General features: G+C 37.2%; 17 protein-coding genes and 3 pseudogenes. 18 read left to right on the top strand and 2 right to left on the bottom strand.

Going from position 1 to position 23,398, the window contains the following annotated elements; all coding sequences use genetic code 11:
• Window positions 1-275: 275 nt before the first annotated feature.
• The 3 genes from HBN42_RS09080 to HBN42_RS09070 are packed head-to-tail and all read left to right on the top strand — an operon-like array spanning window position 276 to window position 3,344.
• Window positions 276-1,199 carry a glycosyltransferase family 2 protein gene (locus HBN42_RS09080; RefSeq protein WP_165994720.1) on the top strand — a complete coding sequence of 308 codons (924 nt, stop codon included), beginning with the start codon at window positions 276-278 and terminating at the stop codon, window positions 1,197-1,199.
• Complete coding sequence (locus tag HBN42_RS09075; RefSeq protein ID WP_165994719.1) at window positions 1,196-2,959, top strand: glycosyltransferase family protein; 1,764 nt, start codon at window positions 1,196-1,198, stop codon at window positions 2,957-2,959. The genes HBN42_RS09080 and HBN42_RS09075 overlap by 4 nt, the downstream gene beginning before the upstream one ends.
• A complete protein-coding gene (locus HBN42_RS09070) occupies window positions 2,916-3,344 on the top strand; it encodes a GtrA family protein (RefSeq protein WP_165994718.1) in 429 nt (142 codons plus the stop codon). The genes HBN42_RS09075 and HBN42_RS09070 overlap by 44 nt, the downstream gene beginning before the upstream one ends.
• Window positions 3,345-3,501: 157 nt before the next feature.
• Here HBN42_RS09070 and scrM read toward each other — a convergent pair whose 3' ends face one another.
• A complete protein-coding gene (gene scrM / locus HBN42_RS09065) occupies window positions 3,502-4,629 on the bottom strand; it encodes a peptidoglycan hydrolase ScrM (protein WP_165994717.1) in 1,128 nt (375 codons plus the stop codon).
• A gap of 578 nt (window positions 4,630-5,207) precedes the next feature.
• Between scrM and HBN42_RS09060 the strand changes: the two are divergent.
• From HBN42_RS09060 to HBN42_RS09040, 5 genes and pseudogenes are all read left to right on the top strand, one after another.
• Window positions 5,208-5,531 (top strand): annotated as a pseudogene (locus tag HBN42_RS09060) (AIR carboxylase family protein); the annotation flags it as partial.
• Window positions 5,518-6,037: pseudogene (locus HBN42_RS09055) on the top strand (ATP-grasp domain-containing protein). The pseudogenes HBN42_RS09060 and HBN42_RS09055, both read left to right, overlap by 14 nt.
• A 27-nt stretch (window positions 6,038-6,064) precedes the next feature.
• Window positions 6,065-6,838: a restriction endonuclease gene (locus tag HBN42_RS09050; RefSeq protein WP_165994715.1), complete on the top strand. Its 774-nt coding sequence runs from the start codon at window positions 6,065-6,067 to the stop codon at window positions 6,836-6,838.
• Window positions 6,839-6,962: 124 nt separating this feature from the next.
• Window positions 6,963-8,255, top strand: coding sequence for an adenylosuccinate lyase (gene purB, locus HBN42_RS09045; protein WP_165994714.1), 1,293 nt, complete (start codon window positions 6,963-6,965; stop codon window positions 8,253-8,255).
• An 84-nt stretch (window positions 8,256-8,339) separates the two neighbouring features.
• The gene (locus HBN42_RS09040; RefSeq protein WP_235925366.1) at window positions 8,340-9,272 is read left to right on the top strand and encodes a helix-turn-helix domain-containing protein; all 933 of its coding nucleotides are present in this window, start codon (window positions 8,340-8,342) and stop codon (window positions 9,270-9,272) included.
• 163 nt (window positions 9,273-9,435) lie between these two features.
• Here the strand turns inward: HBN42_RS09040 and HBN42_RS09035 are convergent, their stop codons facing one another.
• Entirely contained in the window at window positions 9,436-10,296 is an 861-nt protein-coding gene (locus tag HBN42_RS09035) for a hypothetical protein (RefSeq protein WP_165994713.1), read from the bottom strand.
• 519 nt (window positions 10,297-10,815) lie between these two features.
• On the opposite strand from HBN42_RS09035, the gene ruvB reads away from it, so the two are divergent.
• The 10 genes and pseudogenes from ruvB (at window position 10,816) to rplC (ending at window position 23,398) form a co-directional block, all read left to right on the top strand.
• Complete coding sequence (gene ruvB, locus HBN42_RS09030) at window positions 10,816-11,814, top strand: Holliday junction branch migration DNA helicase RuvB (RefSeq protein WP_165994712.1); 999 nt, start codon at window positions 10,816-10,818, stop codon at window positions 11,812-11,814.
• A 445-nt stretch (window positions 11,815-12,259) separates the two neighbouring features.
• The gene (locus tag HBN42_RS09025; RefSeq protein WP_165994711.1) at window positions 12,260-12,700 is read left to right on the top strand and encodes a low molecular weight protein-tyrosine-phosphatase; all 441 of its coding nucleotides are present in this window, start codon (window positions 12,260-12,262) and stop codon (window positions 12,698-12,700) included.
• A 28-nt stretch (window positions 12,701-12,728) separates the two neighbouring features.
• The gene (locus HBN42_RS09020; RefSeq protein WP_165994710.1) at window positions 12,729-13,130 is read left to right on the top strand and encodes an MORN repeat-containing protein; all 402 of its coding nucleotides are present in this window, start codon (window positions 12,729-12,731) and stop codon (window positions 13,128-13,130) included.
• A complete protein-coding gene (locus HBN42_RS09015; RefSeq protein WP_165994709.1) occupies window positions 13,127-14,905 on the top strand; it encodes an acyltransferase family protein in 1,779 nt (592 codons plus the stop codon). The genes HBN42_RS09020 and HBN42_RS09015 overlap by 4 nt, the downstream gene beginning before the upstream one ends.
• A gap of 317 nt (window positions 14,906-15,222) precedes the next feature.
• Window positions 15,223-17,871, top strand: a complete 2,649-nt coding sequence (gene adhE, locus HBN42_RS09010; RefSeq protein ID WP_165994708.1) for a bifunctional acetaldehyde-CoA/alcohol dehydrogenase — start codon at window positions 15,223-15,225, stop codon at window positions 17,869-17,871.
• Between the two features lie 270 nt (window positions 17,872-18,141).
• Window positions 18,142-19,161: an alcohol dehydrogenase AdhP gene (gene adhP / locus HBN42_RS09005; RefSeq protein WP_165994707.1), complete on the top strand. Its 1,020-nt coding sequence runs from the start codon at window positions 18,142-18,144 to the stop codon at window positions 19,159-19,161.
• Window positions 19,162-19,422: 261 nt separating this feature from the next.
• A pseudogene (thrC, locus tag HBN42_RS09000) lies at window positions 19,423-20,691 on the top strand (threonine synthase); the annotation flags it as partial.
• 28 nt (window positions 20,692-20,719) lie between these two features.
• Entirely contained in the window at window positions 20,720-22,018 is a 1,299-nt protein-coding gene (locus HBN42_RS08995) for an MATE family efflux transporter (protein WP_165994706.1), read from the top strand.
• 198 nt (window positions 22,019-22,216) lie between these two features.
• Complete coding sequence (rpsJ, locus tag HBN42_RS08990) at window positions 22,217-22,525, top strand: 30S ribosomal protein S10 (RefSeq protein ID WP_003046044.1); 309 nt, start codon at window positions 22,217-22,219, stop codon at window positions 22,523-22,525.
• A gap of 246 nt (window positions 22,526-22,771) precedes the next feature.
• A complete protein-coding gene (rplC, locus tag HBN42_RS08985) occupies window positions 22,772-23,398 on the top strand; it encodes a 50S ribosomal protein L3 (RefSeq protein WP_165994705.1) in 627 nt (208 codons plus the stop codon).

Here is a 23,398-nt window from a genome sequence, read left to right as displayed (position 1 = left end):
AAATTAAATTATTTTGCAGCTGTCTAGACCTCTTGTGTTATAATGTAAGAAAAAGTAAAGTAGCTATGCCCTATTTGCTTTAAGACGAGGACCAATCACAGTTTGGCTCCAAAAATTTTCTTAGTCTTTTGTCTGCCTGTTAAGGTTTTGGGGATGAGTATATCCTCTTAGAGCCTATCTTTTCTATGACAGGACATATAGGTAGTCATCTTGTTGGTAGTAGGATATAAACAAGCTAGTTTGCACTAGTTTTTTATAAATAGAAATGAGAAAGCATGAAAAAAATTAGTATCGTTGTTCCTTGTTATAATGAGGAAGAAAGTATTCAATTATTTTTAGAAGCCATATTTAAAGTTGAAAGACAGATACCAAACTATAGACTTGAGTATCTTTTTATTAATGATGGTTCAACAGATAAAACACTAGAAGTGCTTAGGGAAGTTAGTGATCGGTATGACAGAGTGCATTATCTCTCTTTTTCACGTAACTTTGGGAAAGAAGCAGGACTGCTAGCCGGTTTAGAATACTCTGTGGGAGACTACGTGGCAGTTATGGACGCTGACCTTCAGGATCCTCCTGAACTCTTACCTCAGATGATTTCTTTAATTGAAGAAGGCTATGATATTGTCGGAACGAGAAGAAAGGATAGAGAAGGCGAACCCTTTATACGTTCATGCTGTGCTAAATTATTCTATAAAATCATTAACAAGGTGTCAGATACAGAAATGGTAGATGGTGCTAGAGATTTTAGATTAATGACTAGACAGGTGGTAGATAGTATCTTGGAGCTAACAGAGGTCAATAGATTCTCTAAGGGTATCTTTTCTTGGGTTGGCTATCGGTCTACCTATATCAGCTTTGAAAATAGAGCGCGCGTGGCAGGAGAAACTTCGTGGAGTTTTTGGGCGCTGGTTAAATACTCTCTAGAGGGCTTTATCAATTTTTCAGAAGCACTGCTAAATTTAGCAACTTACAGTGGCATCTTATCATTTGTCGCTTCATTAATAGGAATCCTCTTTATTGTAATCCGTAAGTTAACCATTGGCAGGAGTGTTGATGGTTGGGCTTCTCTTGTAACTATTATTTTGTTTATAGGAGGCGTCCAACTTTTGAGCCTTGGTATACTTGGTAAATATATGTCTAAAGTGTTTTTGGAAACAAAAAAAAGACCCCTATATTTTATTAAGGAGAAAAAATGAAGAGAATAATTGATTATCTTGAGAATCATAGTATCATTCTAAGCTTGATTTTATTAGTTTGGTCTGTGATTTTTGCAAGTGTTTCAATGACAGTAATTAATGGTTATGTACCTGCCTATGACTTTAATTTTCATTTAGCCAGAATAGTAGGATTAGCTCAGTCATTCCACTATGGAGATTTTCTACCAAGCCTTAATAACATCTTTTCTTGGGGAACTGGTTATGCCAGCAATATGTTCTATGGGAACTGGCAATTTTATATCCCTGCATTCTTTTACCTGCTCACCAAAAACACAATTATAGCCTATGGTATCTTTGGCTGGATGCTCATTCTTTTTGATAGCTTTAGCACTTATTTTTTCTTATCAAAAATAAGTAAGAAGAAATGGAACAGTTTTCTTATTGCCCTAGTTTTTCCTTGCTTTTTTCCCGCTTATGGATTTGGAATGACTATGGTTGTTGGATTTGTCCCAATGTTGACCTATGCTTTATACAAGGTCATCTATGAAGATAAAACCAATCCCTTTTTACTGGCCATAACCATAGCTCTATTGATTCAGACCCATATCATATCTACCTTGGTTTTAGCCATTGCCTCTATGTTTTTTCTGCTCTTTAATATCAAAAGGATCACATTAAGGCATGTCATTTCATTTACCCTATCAGCTTGTCTTGGCTTGCTATTAACTTCGGGTTTTATTATTCAATATATAGAGCAGGTTAGGTCTCAGCCCTTCTTTTTCACCTGGAAGACACGGAATTTTCCCGTTAATAGCGATTTAATGTTTGATTTAAAAAAAAGCTTTAGTTCAGGCTTTCACCCCTTGACTAACTTTTTTGATATCCCTTTAAAATTGCTAGCTTTGCATTATCTCTTTAACTTTAAAAGCTTAAAAAGACCCTCAAAAGCTATCTTGTTTCTTGTCATTGCCATGTATCTATCAATGACCTCCTTATTGCCATGGAAGTCTCTTCTGAGATATACCATACTGGGAACCATGCAATATACAGAAAGGTTATCCTACTTTGCTCCTGCCTTTTTGTTAATGATAGTAACTATAGAAGCCAATATAAAATTTATAAAAAGTCTAGTAGTAGGTGTACTAGTAGTCTACTTCTTTAATATCGTCCAAGTCACGGGTGTAGCTAATGGAGAAGAAAATCAAAGACGGATCAATGATAATAATAGAAAAATGTCAGTCGTTTATGACAATCCTACAAGTGAATTTGTCAATCCTATTGGGAATGAATATTATACCATTGATTTTGACCATGTAGCAGTCAAGGATCATCACTTTTTAGATGTATCCAATGAAAAAAATGTTCTTGTAAACAGTATCAGATATGGTTATAATAAGGTCGAATTGAGCTATGAGATCATTGATCCTGCAGAGCCTGCGAGCTTTGTTATTCCAAGGATCTATTATAAGGGTTATAGGGCTAAGTATTCTGATGGGGCATCAGGAAGTCAGCCAATATTAGAAAAACGTCAAAAAACAGCTAAAGAAAAGAAATTGGCTGAAAAGCTTGGTATGCCTAAAACAGATGAAAAGATATTGAATAATGGGAAGATATATCTTAAATTATTTAAGAGTGGCAAAGTATTGGTTGAATACAAGAAAACACCACTACAAAAAATAGGTTACCTAATAGAATTTCTATCTTGGATAATTATTTTAGGACGTTTGGTAGCTATTAAGGTAAAGGATCGTAAGGATGAAGCAGATACTAGAGAACAAGACCTACAAAGAAGTTATTAATTACTTTATATTTGGAGTATTAACGACATTAGTTTATATTGTTACAAGGTGGTTGGTCTTTACGGTTAGTCAAAGAGTTTTAGTGGCAGCTGTCATCGCTAATGTCGTAGCAATTGTATTTGCTTTTATTACCAATGATAAGATCGTTTTTAAACAGGTGCAAGAAGGGCAATTGCTTCGCTTTATTAAGTTTGTCACTATGAGATTAGTTGCCTTAGTCTTGGATCTGCTTTTAGCCTATCTCTTTGTTAAAAGATACCCTGGATTGATCGGTTATTTTGTCAATAATGATATAGGGGCCATTAATTTGATTGAAACTCTTTTTTCACAAGGCGTTATCATCATCTTAAATTATATTTTGAGTAAGTTTATAGTCTTTAAATAAAAACTGTCTAGCTTAAGAATGATTTTATCTAAAATCTCTTATTAGGCTACGTCTAAAAATCCAATGAAATCCATGAAGATCTCATTGGTTTTTTAATATGTTATAAGTATTAAACTCTTTCACAATTTGGTCTAGAGACTAGTAGATTCTTGATTTTCTAGACTTTTTGGGCTTTAGCCATGGTTACCCATGTAGTGTAAGATCCAATTTGGACTTGGATACCTGCGGTTTTTTGATCAACTTGTAAGACCTTGTATTTACCTGGGATGGTTATGTATTCTCCGGGGTAAAGTCTTTGATCTCCGGCAATATTACCATGCTGGTCAGACTCATTGACTGGTCCTGGGTCGATCCAATTAAGTCTTGAAGGATGACCTCCAGCTAAATCTGCGCTTGAAATAAGAGCTCCATGACTTTGTGTCACTCTAAAAACACCGGGGAACGTGACGGTATCACCCCTAGCAATAGTTTGCGCTTGTAGATTTTCTTGCTTAAGCACGGGTTCTGAACTTGTTCGTTCTCCAATCTGAATGTAGCGACGATTGCCACTTGCGCCAATATAGCTTAACCATTGATAGCCGTCTGCAGTAATAATCTTGTCATAGTGAACAAATTGCCCGGCTTGATAATGTACCAGTTCTGGACTGGATAGTTTAGCTTCTGCGCGGACTATTCCTTTTTCTTTAAAGTAATAGGTTCCACTTGTTGGCAGCAAATCCCTTCTTTGGACACTAGAGTTGATGCTTGTTGATGGGTTTTCAGCTAAATCTTTAAAGTGGATAAAGCCGCTAACCTGGCTTTTGTGAAGTTGACGCTGATGATATTTTTCTGGACCTTGTCCTGCATTATAATTATATTCTTCCAAGGTGACGTAATCTCCATTGACGTCAGCGACCCAGGAAACATGGCCATAATCTTTGTGGGAGTGGTTAACTCCTTTATCAAACCAGGCTACAGATCCTATAAGTGGCTGGCTGTCAACCAGATAGCCCTGGCGACGAGCTATGTGACCCCAAGTATCAGCATTTCCATAGCCTCCAGGTAAGGAAAAACCGTTACTGTGACTTAGTCGGAAAGCCACAAAAGAAGTACACTGTCGCAAGAACATTCCCCATGAATCGGTTCCCCGACCAGTTTTCCAAATCATGGGATAGTTATCGCCAAGGACTGCAGCCTGAACACTTTTTGTAGTAAAAAGTGTTTCTTGAAGAGAACCTATGGGAAATACTGTAAAAAGTGTAGTAACCATAAGTCCAATTGATATGAAATGTTTTAGTTTTTTCATTTTCTACCTCCTGTAATTGATTATTCGAAAGTTGGTAGAAAAAAAGAGAAAAAGACATAAAAAAGATTGAGGAAAAAAGAGTTTTCTTCAATCTTAGTCAGTCTTTTAAGAGGTTCTAAAAAAGAGTTTCCTATTTAAAGGCTAATTCTGTTTATCTTTGTATATCAAGAGGGTTAATAAGGCGATAAAATTCACCCAAATTGGAAAGGACAAATCATTTAAATTAAATAAAACTGTACTAGAAAGTACGATAGTAGCCAATGTGCATAAGATAATAATCTTTTTTTCTCAAGTCAATTTTCATATTAAACCTCTTGTTAAAACTGTATTATTTTAAATAATGGTAACAAAGCACCTTGCTTAGTAAATCGCAAAAATGTCTTGTAGTAAGATCATGGGATGTTGAGCCTTCAGGGCTGATGCTTTAGCTGAGCCCTGTCTTCTGAGAGTTATAAATGATAAAGATAGATGATTTTCCGTCTATCTTTTTTAAATTCCGAACATATGCGTTATACCATCATTATAAAATTCGTAATAAGAGGTGGATGATGAAACTTTTAGTTCTGGGGTCAGGTGGTCGTGGTATTAAAATAATCATTGCAGGAGCTGGTGGCGCTGCCCACCTACCAGGTATGGTAGTAACAAAAACTAGCTTACCAGTCATTGGTGTGCCAATCAAATCACGCGCTCTTTCCGGGGTTGATTCTCTTTATTCTATCGTTCAAATGCCAGGCGGCTTGCCGGTGGCAACCATGGCTATTGGTGAAGCGGGAGCTACAAATGTCGCTCTCTTTGCTCTTCGTATCTTGTCCATAGACCATACAACTATTGCAAAAGCGCTAGCTGATTATACAGAAAAACAAGGAAAACTAGCAGAGGAGTCGATAAATGAACTCATCTAAAATCGTTGGGATTATTGGCGGCAGCCAAATGATGGCCATTTCGGCTATTTATATGGGTCATAAGGTGGTGGACTTTGGATCCGTCTGCTGATTGTCCGGCTTCTCGTGTCAGTGACATGATTGTGGCACCTTATGATGATATGGCGGCTCTGCGGGAGCTTTCTCAGCATTTGAATTTGGCTGGAAGGCTCTGCGTGGAAATGTTTGCTTCAGCAGATAAGATTGTGGTCAATGAAGTTGCCTCACGCCCTCATAATTCTGGGCACTATTATATTGAAGCTTGTGATTTCTCACAGTTCGACACTCATATTCTGGGTGTGCTTGGTTTGCCGCTGCCAGCTATTCATTTGCATACACCAGCAGTTATGCTAAATGTTTTGGGGTAATATACGAATAAAGCGAAGCAATTTCTTCAAGACAACCCTAGCGCCCACCTACACCTTTATGGTAAACTAGAAGCGAAGCATAACCGCAAGATGGGACATGTGGCGGTGTGTGGCAATTGAGGAGTTTTAGAAGTATGGAACGATAGTATGGTAAATACTGGAAAAAAATTAGAAGATTATGCACAATACGTGTATTCGCGTCTGCTAGAATTAAATGATTATGAAAATGTTTTAGTTTCAACAAAGGTTAAGATAAAGGGCCAAAGTGGAGCTACAAATGAATTTGATGTTTATTACCAATTCACACATTTAAATATAGAGTGTCGGGTTGGTATAGAATGTAAAGATTGGAAAAAAAGAGTCTCCGTTAAAGAAATACGTGATTTTTCTACAAAATTAAAAGATGTAGGAATGGGAAATATGATTGGGATAATGATTTCTCAAGCAGGATTTCAAGAGGGAGCTAAAATTTTTGCAGAATCTAATGGAATAAAGTTAATGACAGTAGCTGAATTACCAACTATTGTTGATGTACTTTCAGGTGTCCTCAAGAAAGGTTTTTTACCGGATGAGAAAGTGAAAGGTGAACCATTTTGGATGATTATGGAGCAATGTAATGGAGAGGTAACTGGTTCTCTTTACCAAACTCCAAATGGTAACAATGGTCCTGCAACTATTCCTTTATTTTATTCCAAAAATCTTGCGCAATTATATTATGAAAAAATTCCTGATAAAGAAAAATATTGTGTCAGAGGAGTTTCAAGGTATCAGTTAAAAGGGCTTGTTAAGATGGCAGAATTGATGCAGATACAATTTGTTCTGTTTCCACTTCCTTTTTCATTAGAGGGAACAGACTTGACACAAATCATTGCAATTACAGTATCCTATGAAGTAATAAAAAAAGATTATCTTGAGATTTAAGGAGGAATATTATGAGTGATATTTTATCAAAAATTGACCAGGAAAATAGTGATGATATAAAAAGAATTATTTAAAGATTTATTTGATACCTCAGATATTAGTCAAACTACATAAAGGAGAAAACATGTTAACACGTTATTCACGCCCGGAAATGGCGGAGATTTGGAGTGAGGAAAATAAGTACCGTGCTTGGTTAGAGGTTGAGATTTTGGCCGATGAAGCTTGGGCTGAGTTGGGTGAGATTCCTAAGGAAGATGTGGCTAAGATTCGTGAGCATGCGGATTTTGATGTGGACCGCATTCTTGAGATTGAAAAAGAAACCCGTCATGACGTGGTGGCTTTTACACGTGCTGTTTCTGAAACGCTTGGTGAAGAGCGTAAGTGGGTTCACTATGGTTTGACATCAACTGACGTTGTTGACACTGCCTACGGCTACCTTTACAAACAGGCTAATGACATTATCCGTCGCGACCTTGAAAACTTCACAAATATTGTGGCTGACAAGGCACGTGAGCATAAGATGACCATTATGATGGGGCGTACTCATGGCGTACACGCTGAGCCAACCACTTTTGGTCTTAAGTTGGCAACTTGGTACAGCGAAATGAAACGTAATCAGGAGCGTTTTGAACATGCTGCTGCTGGCGTTGAGGCTGGGAAAATCTCTGGCGCGGTAGGTAATTTTGCCAATATTCCTCCATTTGTGGAAGAGTATGTTTGTGGCAAACTTGGCATTCGTCCTCAAGAAATTTCAACTCAGGTATTACCACGAGACCTTCATGCAGAATATTTTGCTGTGCTTGCTAGCATCGCGACATCTATTGAACGTATGGCAACTGAAATCCGTGGTCTGCAAAAATCTGAACAACGTGAAGTAGAAGAGTTCTTTGCCAAAGGGCAAAAAGGTAGCTCTGCCATGCCTCACAAACGTAACCCAATTGGTTCAGAGAATATGACAGGCTTAGCGCGTGTTATTCGTGGGCATATGCTGACAGCTTATGAAAATGTGGCATTGTGGCATGAACGTGATATCTCGCACTCATCTGCAGAACGGATCATTACACCTGATACCACCATTTTAATTAACTACATGCTTAACCGCTTCGGCAATATCGTCAAAAACTTAACAATTTTCCCTGACAATATGCTTCGTAACATGAATTCTACCTTTGGTCTTATTTACAGTCAAAGGGTGATGTTGACGCTGATTGAAAAAGGCATGACACGCGAAGAGGCTTACGATTTAGTGCAGCCTAAAACAGCTTATTCGTGGGATAATCAGGTTGACTTCAAGACTTTGTTAGAAACAGATGAAGAAGTAACTTCCCGCCTCAGTCAGGCTGATATTGATGAATTGTTTGATCCTACTTACTATACTAAACGCGTTGATGAGGTGTTTGACCGTTTGGGACTTTAAAAAATAGAGAAAAAAGGCTACGGCCTTTTTAATTTCCGAAAAAATTCTATCATTTTATGTTAATCCTATTATAAACGTGTTATAATGGATAAAATAATTTTGGGGGATATTATGTGGAGAGATTTTGGTGAAAAAGTTAAGAATTTAAGAATTGCAAAGAAGTTGACCAGAGAGGACATCTGCGGGGATGAAAAAGAGTTATCCATTAGGCAGTTGGCTAGAATAGAGTCGGGACAGTCCATACCGAGTCTAGCAAAAGTTATGGTTATAGCTAAGGCGCTAGAAGTTTCAGTAGGTTTATTAACAGATAGTAAAGACTTTGAATTACCTAGAAGATATAAGGAATTAAAATATAGTCTCCTCAGAACTCCAACCTATACGGATGAATTTAGGTTGTCGCAAAGAGATAATCAACTTTCTGAGATTTTCATTGACCACTATGAGAGTTTACCAGAAGTTGAACAGATTATTGTTGATTGTTTACAGACTTCTATGGATGTAACCTTAAGTGATAATACCAATTATGGTTGTGAAATAATAAATGAGTATTTAGAACAATTAAAAATTAAGGAAAGATACTTAGCGAATGATTTAATATTAATTGACCTCTACCTTGTTTGTTGTAGAACTTCTAAATTTTCAAAAGAATGGTATGATGAAAAACTTTATAATTCTTTGTTAGACAAAGTTTTAGGTCAAATTGATCTATTAGATGTAGAAGACTTATTTTTGTTGAATCAACTATTAGTAACCTTTTTTTCTATCTCAATCCAATTAGAAAATAAAATACAAGTTAAAAAGATTGTTAAAGCTAGCAAAAAAGTGACAACTAAAATTCAGGATTTTCAAAGAATGCCTATACTAAATTTAATGGAGTGGAAATATAATCTTTATTTTAAAAAAGACCAACTAACTGCAGAAGTTTGCTATAACAAGGCACTCCAATTTGCCCTATTAATGGGAAATCATCATTTAGAAGAAAACATAAGGAGAGAATGGGAAAATGATATAAAGTGACATATATGTCATGTTACATTTTCTAAGTTTCTTTTATAATAGCTTTATAAAAAAAGGAGGTGGATTTATGAGAAAAACAACAAAAAATAAATTATCTATTTTGTTGACAATGTTAAGCTTAGCAGCATTAATTGCAGCTTCACATGAATGGTGGTGGCTCTAATTAAAAAGACTGGTGGAATATTGGATAAATAAGAACCTCAGTCAAGTTGACCAAGGTTCTTAGCTTTATATAGTTAGGTCTATGGTTCCTAGAAAGAGTGATCGTAAATGTTTTCAGTTGCTTATTAAATTGAACTTGTTTGGCAACATATTTTTGCCCATCTTTTCCAATAATAAGTTTTTCTAAGCCTTGATAGTTTTTGGAATTCTCATCAGAAATACTGTTTTTTCCAGTTTTTATAGTGACACCATTACATATGTAACTAGCTGGATAGGTCTGAGAATCTGAAACTTGTGATTCATCTATATAGGAGTGTTTCTGTTTTTTGGGACCGATAATATATTGTTCCCAAATGGAATCGCTATTATCAAGCTCTTTATTTTGTCCAAGTGTATCATGATAGATATAGTAGACTTGTCTTGCTTTCACTTCATATGAAAAAGCTTCTGGGAACTGATTATCATATAAAGTAATACGTCTTTTACCGTAATCTAACGTGTAATCTTCGTATAAAGTTGTTTTCAAACGCCCAACAATTTCATAATTTTGGAAGGCTGCATGATTGGCAATTAATGATTTTGCATAGTTTGTAAAATCAGCAGAGGTTATTTTTCTTCCAATAGCTAATGTATCAATGTGATCATTTTGGTAGGTCATATAAACAGAGAGTTGCCCTGTTGAGGGATCTTGTAGAAGAAATTGGGCACTATAAGACAATTTTACCTGACTGGCAGGATCAGTTATGGTAGTATTGACTTTTTCAAGTCTAACTGTCCCGTTAAGGCGATATTTCTTTTGGATGCGTTGCCGATCTCCATTTAGTATTATTTCTTCATTTTTAGTGTCATACTTTTTTTTCATTATCAGCTAGTATAATATCACTATTTAGACCTACAACCTTTAATGGCTGCTGAAGCCCCAATGCTTGTAACTTATCTGCAATGGCAGCTATTAACTCTTGTTTCTGAATACTGCTGCGTCCATTTAACTCGAAGTCAATAAAAGGAATATGAATAACCTTATTGGCATCGTTGTTTATTAGGCCTTCAACGTTAATAACAATAAAATCTCCGGAAGGCTCTACAGGTTGATGATCAAGAATATTGTCACCAGAAGTAATGGCTTCTACCCTATGAATTGAGCCAATAAAAACAGTAAAATGCTAAGGGAAAAATGATCGATATCTTTTTCATTAGTTAAAATCTCCTATCCTAAACTTTCATATAACTAAAAACAAAAGCGACACAATATACTTTTATATCTATCAACCGCCCCCTTAGACACCAATACGTCATTATAGCGCAATATTATAATTAAATTAACTGTTAACTCGTTAATCAATTAATTTTTAAATCACTTAAATCATGCTATAATAAGTCCATGGCTAGAATTTTAGATAAGGATTTAATGGGAGACGAAGAACTTGTGGAGAGAACCTTACGTCCCCAATACTTAAGAGAATATATTGGACAGGATAAGGTTAAGGATCAATTAACCATATTTATAGAAGCCGCAAAGATGCGCGATGAATCATTAGATCATGTCTTGCTTTTTGGGCCTCCAGGACTGGGTAAGACAACCATGGCCTTTGTGATTGCAAATGAGCTTGGTGTTAATCTCAAACAAACATCAGGACCTGCGATTGAAAAGGCTGGGGATTTGGTTGCCATTCTTAATGATTTGGAACCTGGTGATGTTTTATTTATTGATGAAATCCATAGGTTACCAATGGCTGTAGAGGAAGTTCTTTATAGTGCTATGGAAGATTTCTATATTGACATCATGATTGGTGCAGGAGATGGCAGTAGAAGTGTTCACTTGAATTTGCCTCCGTTTACGCTCATTGGAGCAACCACTCGAGCGGGGATGCTTTCTAATCCTCTTAGGGCTCGTTTTGGTATTACGGGGCATATGGAGTATTATCAAGTGGGAGACTTAACTGAAATTGTTGAAAGAACAGCAGACATTTTTAAGATGGAAATTGTTCATGAAGCGGCGCACGAACTAGCGCGTCGTAGTCGTGGAACCCCACGTATTGCCAATCGTCTCTTAAAAAGGGTTAGGGATTATGCGCAGATCTTGGGAGATGGGATCATCACCAGTCAAGTAACTGATAAGGCTTTGGATATGTTAGATGTTGACCGAGAAGGTCTGGACTATGTGGACCAAAAGATACTGCGTACCATGATTGAAATGTACAAGGGAGGTCCAGTTGGTTTAGGGACTTTATCTGTTAATATAGCCGAGGAAAGAGATACTGTTGAGGATATGTACGAACCTTATCTCATTCAAAAAGGTTTTATTATGCGCACTAGAACAGGACGTGTTGCAACTGAAAAAGCCTATAAGCATCTGAACTATCCTTTCCTTAATAAATAACATATTTTAAATAGTATAAGAAAATTAAAAGTTCTAGAGTGTCTAGGACTTTTTTTGGCTTTGCCTGAGAGGCTTAGAGCTCCGTCATTTTAAAAGTTTTTATATTAAAAATAGGAAAAATTTCGGAAATAAGTGAAAGCATGTTATAATAATTGGGATACTTGGCTTATACATTCTGAGAACCGAACGTTTATTTTTAAGAACTCATTTAAGTTAGCTATAAAAAGACTAAAGAAACTCCTCATTTATTGGAGAGCTTCTGTCTGTATCTTGTTTTATCAAATGTTTTTTAGGATAAGAACAACCTAAACTTAAGCACTCTTAAAAATCTTGGAAAGTCTATGAATTACTAATAATGGGATAGTGTAAATGATGTGAAAATAGTAAATCTATTTGAGCGTAATGAGATGATAATTTGTTATAATTTAAGACAAGGAGTATTTTGATGAAAAAAATTTGTTTTGTCTGTTTAGGGAACATTTGCAGAAGTACAATGGCTGAATTTGTGATGAAGTCTCAAGTTGGAAGTCAGGATTTTATCATCGAAAGTAGGGGAACTTCCAACTGGGAACATGGTAACCTTATTCATCCAGGGACTCAAAAGATACTTCAAAAATACGGAATTGACTATAATCACCAAAAAAAGTCCCAGCAAATTACTGAAGATGATCTAGCAGCATTTGACTATGTTATTGGTATGGATCAGGAAAATATAAAAGATTTACAAAAATTATCCAAGGGTAAATGGGATCATAAAATCCACTTGTTTAATGATAGTGGGGTGCCAGATCCTTGGTATACAGGTGATTTTGAAGAAACCTATCAGCTGGTTACAAAGGGCTGCCAACTTTGGTTGTCTCAATGGCAGGATCAGCAAAAACATTGATATATTTATTAGATTGAAGAGAGCAATGATGATAAAAGTAAAAGAGTTTATTCAAAAACTTAATATTTCACGAACTAAATTGGAGATTTTCGCGCTTATTGTGATTTTAGTCTGCGGACTCTCCGTTTTGACCGTTAATCATAAATCAAAAGCAGCACTGACCTTTAATAATGGCAAAATAAAGTATACTGGTTATGTTGTCAACCATCGTATGAATGGCAAGGGAAAACTCGTGTATGAAAATGGAGATTACTATGTAGGCGATTTTCACGATGGCGTTTTCGAAGGTAAAGGAACTTATAATGCCAAAACAGGCTGGTCCTATAAGGGCGACTTCAAAAAAGGGGAAGCTGATGGTAAAGGGGTTCTGAAAGCAAAAAATAATAAGGTTTACAAAGGGACCTTTAAGCAGGGGATTTTTCAAAAATGAGAATAAAATGGTTTTCTTTCATTAGAGTTACAGGCTTACTTTTAGTATTACTCTATCATTTCTTTAAAAATAGTTTTCCAGGTGGCTTTATTGGTGTTGATGTCTTCTTTACTTTTTCTGGCTTTCTGATTACTGCCTTAATGATTGATGAATATTCAAAAACAAAAACAATTGATATCATTGGTTTCTATAGAAGACGTTTTTATCGGATTGTGCCTCCCTTGGTCTTAATGGTTCTTTTTGTTATACCTTTTACCTTTTTGGTTAAGAGTGACTTTGTTGCAAGTATAGGCCATCAAATTGCTGCAACCTTTGGATTTACAACTAATTTCTATGAAATTTTGACAGGTAGTAGTTATGAAAGTCAATTTATTCCACACCTTTTTGTGCATACATGGAGCTTAGCCATAGAAGTTCATTTCTATATTCTATGGGCTTTAGTTGTGTGGTTTCTTGCTAAAAAGGATTATGAAGAAAAGCAACTTCGTGGTGTCTTGTTTATCATTTCTACGGCTATCTTCCTAGTTAGCTATTTAACTATGTTTATCAGGGCTTTCTTTACACCAAATCTGTCATTGATTTACTTTTCTAGTCTCTCACATATTTTTCCATTCTTTATTGGAGCTATGTTTGCAACTACAACAGGAATTAAGGACACAACACTTAGGTTTCAAAAAAATGTTCGTCTATGGCCACGTAAATATATGATAGGAGTTATGGTTGGTGCCTTTGCCCTTCTTTTTCTCCTTACCCTTTCTCTAGATTTTAACCATACTATGACCTACCTTTTTGGATTTGTTCTAGCAAGTCTTTTTACGGCAGTTATGATCTATGCAGCAAGAACTTTACACGAACAGACACCTGATTTGGAAGAGCCTAAGGTTGTCACTTATATAGCAGATATCAGTTATGGTGTTTACTTGTTCCACTGGCCCTTTTATATTATTTTTACGCAATTAACGTCTAATATTTTAGCTGTTATCTTGACACTTTTCTTTTCTACATTATTTGCAAGCTTATCCTACTATATTCTAGAGCCTCTGATTGCTGGGAAATCACCAAAACTTCTTGGTTTAGAGGTGGACTTTAAGCCTTATAAGAAATGGCTGTGCTTGGGAGCCTTGGCTCTACTCTTCTTAACGATTGGTCGGAGTTGGACAGCGCCTGCAGTGGGTAAATTTGAAAGAGAATTAACTGTTGGGGCTTTACAACAAAGTCAAAATAATATTAATCGTACGCATACTTTAGCAGCTGGGGATGCCAATGCCTTGAGTGATGTTAGTATCATTGGAGACTCAGTCGCCCTTCGTTCTAGCACTGCCTTTGCTAAGATAATGCCAGCAGCTCAATTAGATGCTGCAGTGAGTCGAAATTTTAGTATTGCCTATGATATTTTTGAAAACCATATTAAAAGTAAGACCTTGTCTAAGACAACTGTCTTGGCTGTAGGGGTGAATTCCTTGTATAATTACAAGGAAGACTTGCAAAAATTTATTGATAACCTACCAAAGGGAAGTCGATTAGTGCTTGTATCTCCTTACAATTCTAAAAACCCAGCTCAGACAGCAGAAGCTAGGGATTATGAGTTATCTTTAGCTAAGAAATATTCTTATGTCACAGTTGCGGACTGGTATAAGGTCGCTGTTGAAAACCCTGATATTTGGGTCGGAAGTGATGGTGTTCATTATAGCGATGCCGATACAAAAGGTGCCGAACTCTATGTGAATACGATTAAGAATGCTATTGAACAGGCAGCCAAAAAGAAAGCAAAATAAGATTTTAAAAAATTAGACACTCGCTAGGTTGGATTTTTCTGTCCAGTCTTGCGGGTGTTTTTTGTGTCTTTAAAGTCAAAGATTAATAAATAAAAAGGTAGTAAGTGTATAGACTTGTTTTAGGCTAAAGAAAACCCAGCTATATGAATGGATTGGGAGTTTTTTGGCTTTTAGGTATTTTCTGTTTTAAAGAAAGAGATTGAAAAAAATTTACAAAAATATTGTGAAACTATTTACAAACATTTGAAAAATGCTATAATAATTTCATAAAGAATATTGTGAAACATTTAACAAGTTTGTTTCTAGAGGAGATCAAAATGGTTGAACAAAAAAAGACACCAGAAGATAGATTAAAAGAAGCGCAGGTACATGTTGATGGACTTGTTCAAAAAGGCTTAGTCGCTTTAGATGACTTCCGCAAATTGAATCAAGAACAAGTTGACTACATTGTTGCTAAGGCTTCAGTTGCTGCCTTGGATGCACATGGCATCTTAGCTATGCACGCCTATGAAGAAACAGGACGTGGTGTTTTTGAAGATAAAGCAACAAAGAACTTGTTTGCTTGTGAGCATGTTGTTAACAACATGCGTCATACAAAAACAGTTGGGATAATTGAAGAAAATGACACAACTGGATTAACCTTGATAGCTGAACCGGTCGGTGTTATCTGTGGTGTTACTCCAACAACTAATCCAACGTCTACTGCTATTTTTAAATCATTAATTGCTTTGAAAACACGTAATCCAATCATCTTTGGTTTCCATCCATCAGCTCAAGAGTCTTCAGCTCATGCTGCTCAAATTGTTCGTGATGCAGCTATTGCAGCGGGCGCTCCAGAAAACTGTATCCAATGGATTTCAAAACCTTCTATGGAAGCAACTGGTGCTTTGATGAATCATGACGGTATTGCAACTATTCTTGCTACTGGTGGAAATGCCATGGTTCGTGCAGCATACTCTTGTGGAAAACCTGCTCTTGGTGTAGGAGCTGGGAACGTTCCAGCTTATGTTGAAAAATCAGCTAACATCCGTCAGGCAGCCCATGATATTGTCATGTCTAAATCTTTTGATAATGGAATGGTCTGTGCCTCAGAACAAGCTGTTATCATTGATAAAGAAATCTATGATGAATTCCTTGAAGAATTTAAATCTTATAAAACTTACTTTGTTAATAAAAAAGAAAAAGCCTTGCTTGAAGAATTTTGTTTCGGTGTTAAGGCTAAAAGCAAAAACTGTTCTGAAGCTAAGTTAAATGCTGATATTGTTGGGAAACCAGCTACATGGATAGCTGAACAAGCAGGATTTACAGTTCCAGAAGGTACCAATATTCTTGCAGCTGAATGTGTTGAAGTTGGTGAAAAAGAGCCTCTTACCCGTGAAAAACTATCACCAGTTATTGCAGTACTTAAGGCAGATTCAACTGAAGATGGTCTTAAAAAAGCACGTCAAATGGTTGAATTTAACGGACTTGGTCACTCAGCTGCTATTCATACAAAAGATGAAGCATTGGCAAAACGTTTTGGTACTGAAATGAAAGCAATGCGTATCATTTGGAATTCACCGTCAACCTTTGGTGGTATTGGTGATGTTTATAATGCCTTTATCCCATCATTGACATTAGGATGTGGTTCTTATGGACGTAACTCAGTAGGTGATAATGTTAGTGCTATCAACCTATTAAATATCAAAAAAGTAGGAAGACGTAGAAATAATATGCAGTGGTTTAAGGTTCCTTCAAAAACATACTTCGAAAGAGATTCTATTCAATATTTACAAAAATGTCGCGATGTTGAACGTGTCATGATTGTAACAGACCATGCAATGGTTGAGCTAGGTTTCTTAGATAGAATTATTGAGCAACTTGATCTTCGTCGCAATAAGGTTGTTTATCAAATCTTCTCAGATGTTGAACCTGATCCAGACATTTCAACAGTTATGAAGGGTACTGAATTAATGCGTACCTTCAATCCTGATACCATTATTGCTTTGGGTGGTGGTTCTCCAATGGATGCTGCTAAAGTAATGTGGTTATTCTACGAACAACCAGAAGTGGACTTCCATGACCTTGTTCAAAAATTTATGGATATCCGTAAACGTGCCTTCAAGTTCCCTGAGCTTGGCAAGAAAACTAAGTTTATTGCTATTCCAACCACTTCAGGAACTGGTTCAGAAGTAACACCGTTTGCAGTTATTTCAGACAAGAAAAATAATCGTAAATACCCAATTGCAGACTATTCATTGACACCAACGGTTGCTATTGTTGACCCATCACTTGTTATGTCAGTTCCAGGCTTTATTGCAGCTGATACAGGTATGGACGTGTTAACCCACGCGACAGAAGCCTACGTGTCACAGATGGCTAATGACTTCACAGATGGACTAGCTCTTCAAGCTATTAAGATTGTCTTTGAAAACCTAGTGTCTTCAGTGAATAATGGTGACTTTGAAGCTCGCGAAAGAATGCATAATGCATCTACAATGGCTGGTATGGCCTTTGCCAATGCCTTTTTGGGAATAAGTCATTCTATGGCTCATAAGATTGGTGGAGTTCACCACACTATTCATGGTCGTACCAATGCTATTTTACTTCCTTATGTCATCCGATATAATGGTACACGTCCTTCTAAAACAGCGACATGGCCAAAATATAACTATTGGAAAGCTGATGAAAAATATCAAGATATTGCAAGGTTGTTAGGCTTGCCAGCTTCAACACCTGAAGAAGCAGTAGCTTCTTATGCTCAAGCTGTTTATGACTTAGGTGTAGCAGTTGGTATCAAGATGAACTTCAAGGACCAAGGCATTGATGAACAAGAGTGGAATGATAGCTTGCATGAAATGGCTCTTCTTGCCTATGAAGACCAATGTTCACCAGCAAATCCACGTCTGCCAATGGTAGCTGACATGGAAGAAATCATGGCTGATGCTTATTATGGCTATGCAGAGCGTCCTGGACGGTTAAAATAAAGCTAGTTAATGACATAGATTCCTTCTATATTAAAGAGTAGCTAGCTTGATCTTAATGACCACACTAGCGACTATAATAAGATAAGATTTTGAGAAGGTTTTTGGGCCTTCTCTTTTTCTTAGCCTATAATGTTAACTGGTTAAGTATATTTTCAGAAAATTTGCAAAAAATGTAATAATCTTATTGACAAAGCTTGTGAAAAGTTATACAATTTAATGAGAAAGCGTTTTCAAATACAAGTTTTATCATTTCCTTGGAGGTAGTTAAATATGAAAGCAGTAGTCGTTAATGAGTCTGGTAATGGCGTAGAAGTTGTTGAACATGATCTTCCAAAACCTGGACATGGAGAAGCCTTGGTAAAAGTTGAGTACTGCGGAGTCTGTCATACAGACTTGCACGTAGCTCACGGTGATTTTGGTGCAGTTCCTGGCAGAATTTTAGGACATGAAGGTGTCGGAATTGTTGAAGAAATAGGACAAGGCGTTGATTCTCTCAAGGTGGGTGACCGTGTTTCTATTGCTTGGTTCTTTGAAGGCTGTGGACATTGTGAATACTGTACAACTGGACGTGAAACACTCTGTCGTTCTGTTAAGAATGCCGGTTACACTGTTGACGGAGGAATGAGTGAGTATGCTATTGTAACTGCTGATTATGCTGTCAAGGTTCCAGATGGTTTAGATCCTGCTCAAGCTTCTTCAATCACATGTGCGGGGGTAACAACCTATAAGGCAATCAAAGAAGCAGGGGCTGCTCCTGGTCAATGGATTGTCGTTTTTGGAGCTGGTGGTTTAGGAAACCTTGCCGTTCAATATGCCAAAAAAGTTTTCAATGCACATGTTGTAGCTGTTGATATTAATAATGATAAATTAAATCTTGCAAAAGAACTGGGGGCAGACATTGCTATTAATGGAAAAGAAGTTGAAGATGTTGCTGCAATGATTCAAGAAAAAACTGGCGGCTGTCATGGTGCAGTAGTTACTGCTGTATCTAAGGTTGCCTTTAATCAAGCTATTGATAGTGTTAGAGCTGGTGGAACTGTAGTTGCTGTTGGTCTTCCGTCTGAATATATGGAACTTTCTATCGTGAAGACTGTTCTTGATGGGATAAGGGTTGTTGGTTCCTTGGTAGGAACTCGTAAAGACTTGGAAGAAGCATTTGCTTTTGGAGCAGAAGGCTTAGTTGTCCCAGTTGTTGAAACCGTACCTGTGGATTCAGCTCCACAAGTATTTGAAGAAATGGAAAAAGGTTTGATCCAAGGGCGTAAGGTTCTTGATTTTTCAAAAATTTAGTTCAAACTTTAGTTTTTCGGTTTACAAGTCCTATAACAAGGAGTATAATGTAGCTGAAATTTAAAGTAGTTACAGGGGGTAAGGATAATGACTGAACGTATATTTGACGTTCTAGCATTGGTCTGGATTGGCATAGCGGGCACAGACTCTCGCTGGGTAAAATAGTCTGAAAAACCATTAGCCTTTTAGCTAGTGGTTTTTTTCTTTGAGACAAGAGAAGCGTTGGTAAAGTCTAGCTGAAATATGTTACAATAGCAAAAAGACTATTGTATCCGTTTAGCATATGATCATAAGTTTGATACTGACTTAATTGCTCCGCTGATTTCACTGACGGATTACCATAATTTAGAACTTTTCCATGGTCCTACTATTGCCTTTAAGGATATAGCTCTTTCTATCTTGCCCTATCTTTTAAAAATAGCTGCCAAAAAGCAAAAGGTGGATGCTAAAATTGTTATCCTTACCGCGACTTCTGGTGATACTGGAAAAGCCGCTATGGAAGCTTTTGCGGATGTTCCTGGGATAGAAATTCTTGTTTTTTACCCTAAAGATGGGGTTAGTAAGATTCAAGAATTACAAATGGTCACCCAAAAAGGGGAAAACACACATGTTATTGCAATTGATGGTAATTTTGATGATGCCCAAACAGAGGTGAAAAGGCTCTTTAATGATTCTCAACTAGCTAGGAAGCTGGGGGAAAAGAAGATGCAACTGTCTTCTGCCAACTCAATGACTATTGGCCGTTTGATTCCTCAGGTGGTCTATTATATCTACGCCTATGCTCAGCTGGTTAAAGAGGGTGCTATTGCTGCGGGGGATCAGGTTAACATTACTGTTCCGACTGGGAATTTTGGGAATATCTTGGCTGCTTACTATGCTAAGCAGATTGGTCTGCCGGTGCATCGTTGTATTTGTGCTTCAAATGAAAATAATGTCTTATCAGATTTTTTTGAGACTAATATTTATAACAAAAAAAGAGACTTTAAAGTGACTTCTAGTCCTTCCATGGATATCCTTGTGTCTTCCAACCTTGAAAGGTTGATCTTCCATTTATTAGGTAATGATGCCCAAAAAACTAAGGACTTAATGGAGACTTTGGATAAAGAGGGTTCCTATCAGCTGGATCAGTTCGATCAGGAAATCTTAGATTTGTTCCAGGCAGGTTACGCTACAGAAAGTGAAACCAGTTTAGAGATTAAAGAAATATTTGCTTCTGATCACTATGTGATTGATCCTCATACAGCTGTTGCCTCAGCGGTTTACCGCAAGTATCGAAAGGAAAGTCAGGATACGACTCCTTCCCTTATTGCTTCGACTGCCAGTCCTTACAAGTTTCCAAGGGTAGTGGTAGAAGCTATTAGTCAGCAGCCTATTTCAGATGATTTCACAGCCATCAAGCTTTTAGAGAAAATTTCTAAGGTCAAGATTCCAAAAGCAATTGATAAGCTATCAAGGGCGCCTATTAAGCATCATAGGGTGGTGACTTTAAAGGATATGCAAGAAGCAGTAGAAAATGATTTAGGAGTTTAAAAGGGGCTGAGAGGCTCTTTTATGGGGTATGAAAATAAAGCTACTTAATAGAAGAAAAATATATTCTCTAGCTCTACCAGCCATGGTAGAGAATATTTTGCAGATGGCCATGGGTTTTGTTGATAACTACCTTGTAGCTCAGTTTTCCCTAGCGGCTGTCTCTGGGATTTCCCTGGCCAATAACATTATTACGGTCTACCAAGCTCTCTTTATTGCTTTAGCTTCAGCAATATCTAGTTTGGTTGCTAGAAGTATCGGACAGGGTCAGGCTAAAAAACAAGTCAAGTTTATGGCTGACGCTATCGTTTTGACTGTTTTAGTCTCTCTTCTTGTCGGCCTTGTGAGTTTCTTTTTTGGAGAAAAGATGCTCTATGGACTTGGTGCCTCAAAAGCTGTCGCTGAAAAGGGGACTGCTTACTTAATGATTGTTGGTGGTGCTATTATTAGTTTAGGCTTGATGACAAGTTTGAGCGCTATTGTACGTGCCCAAGGCAGAGCTAAGATACCTATGCAAGTGAGCGTCCTTATTAATGTGGTCAATGCCATCTTGTCAGCTTCGTCTGTCTATGTTTTTGGCTTTGGTGTAGCTGGTGTTGCTTGGTCCACTGTTATTTCTAGGCTCTTTGGTATTGTCTTACTCTCTAGAGAGCTTCCTATGAAAGAGATATTTTCACAGATCACTTGGTCCTTGGATGAAGAGATGTTCACACTCTCCTTGCCAGCAGCTGGTGAAAGGCTGATGATGAGACTAGGTGATGTCTTGATTGTTAGCATCATTGTTCATTTTGGGACAAGAACCTTAGCTGGTAATGCCATCGGAGAAACCATATCACAATTCAACTATATGCCAGCCATGGCTATTTCGACAGCCACAGTTATTTTGGTTGCCAATTCGGTTGGTGAAAAAGACTTTTCCAATCTTAAAATGCTTGTCAGAGACTCCTTTATCATGTCTACAATGATAATGATCTTTGTCAGTTTGGCTATCTATCTTTTAGGGCCAGCTATCATAGGCTTGTTCACAGGAGATCAGGTCGCTAGTCAGGCAGCCATGATTGTCTTGTTATTTTCACTTTTAGGAGCACCGACAACTGCAGGAACCTTGGTTTATACGGCCTTATGGCAGGGACTGGGGAATGCTAGCTTACCCTTTTATACCACTTGTATAGGTATGTGGTTGATTCGGATTGTTATGGGCTATATTTTAGGAATCGTCTTGAACCTAGGTCTAAGTGGGGTATGGATTGCGACTTTGCTTGATAATTTAGTCAGATGGATGATATTAAGAATCATCTTTAGAAGATATGAAAAGGTTACCATTGATTAATGGTAATCTTTTTTTAAAATCTGATAATAAGCCTTGCAATATCAAGTCTAATCTGCTATTATATTATGGTGCTGTAAAAATTACAGCTATAGCTATGATACGAGAGGTTGCGACACGCTCGGTTGCATTGCCACGCAAGAGCTGTTGGTTTTTCTCGAGGAGCTAGCCTATTATCGTAAATAGACGAGAGGAGAAAAGATGGCAAACAAAAAAATCCGTATCCGTTTGAAAGCGTACGAACACCGTACACTTGACACAGCGGCAGAAAAAATCGTTGAAACTGCAACACGTACAGGTGCTACTGTAGCGGGGCCAGTTCCACTTCCAACAGAACGTAGTCTTTACACAATTATTCGTGCGACTCACAAATATAAAGATTCTCGCGAACAATTTGAAATGCGTACACACAAACGTCTTATCGACATTGTGAACCCAACTCAAAAGACTGTAGACGCTCTTATGAAATTGGACTTACCAAGTGGTGTAAACGTAGAAATCAAACTTTAATCAGTGAGATTTTGCAAGTACAGTTGGTGTTTAATGAAAATTGAACACGAGCTAAACTCTACGTGAAAAAGATAAATCTTCCTCGAAACTGAAGTTTCTGTGTCAGATTTCCTGTTTTCATTTTGAGTTTGACGCTCTTTGTATCTTGTTTGGAGCACAAAAAACGCTCGTAAAAAACTTTTTTGAGCATGAAAAACGCTCATAAAAAACTTTTTGAAATAATATAAGAAAAGGAAATATTTTCTCATGACAAAAGGAATCTTAGGGAAAAAAGTGGGAATGACTCAAATCTTCACTGAAACTGGTGAATTTATTCCTGTTACTGTCATCGAAGCAACACCAAACGTTGTGCTTCAAGTTAAAACTGTTGAAACAGACGGTTATGAAGCAGTTCAAGTTGGTTTTGATGACAAACGCGAAGTATTGAGCAACAAACCTGCCAAAGGCCATGTAGCTAAAGCTAACACAGCTCCTAAGCGCTTCATTCGTGAATTCAAAAACATTGAAGGCTTAGAAGTTGGTTCAGAAATTACTGTAGAAACTTTCGCAGCTGGAGATGTCGTTGATGTAACGGGTACTTCAAAAGGTAAAGGTTTCCAAGGTGTAATTAAACGTCACGGACAATCACGCGGCCCTATGGCTCATGGTTCTCGTTACCACCGTCGTCCAGGTTCAATGGGACCTGTTGCTCCTAACCGTGTTTTCAAAAATAAACACTTAGCAGGACGCATGGGTGGCAATCGTGTGACAATTCAAAATCTTGAAATTGTACAAGTTATACCAGAAAAGAACGCTATCCTTATTAAAGGTAACGTACCAGGTGCTAAGAAATCTCTTATCACTATCAAATCAGCAGTAAAAGCTGCTAAATAA

The sequence above is a fragment of the Streptococcus catagoni genome (genome assembly GCF_011421425.1).
In the GTDB taxonomy this organism is placed as follows: Bacteria; Bacillota; Bacilli; order Lactobacillales; family Streptococcaceae; genus Streptococcus; species Streptococcus catagoni.
This window is presented reverse-complemented; position numbering and strand designations above follow the sequence as displayed.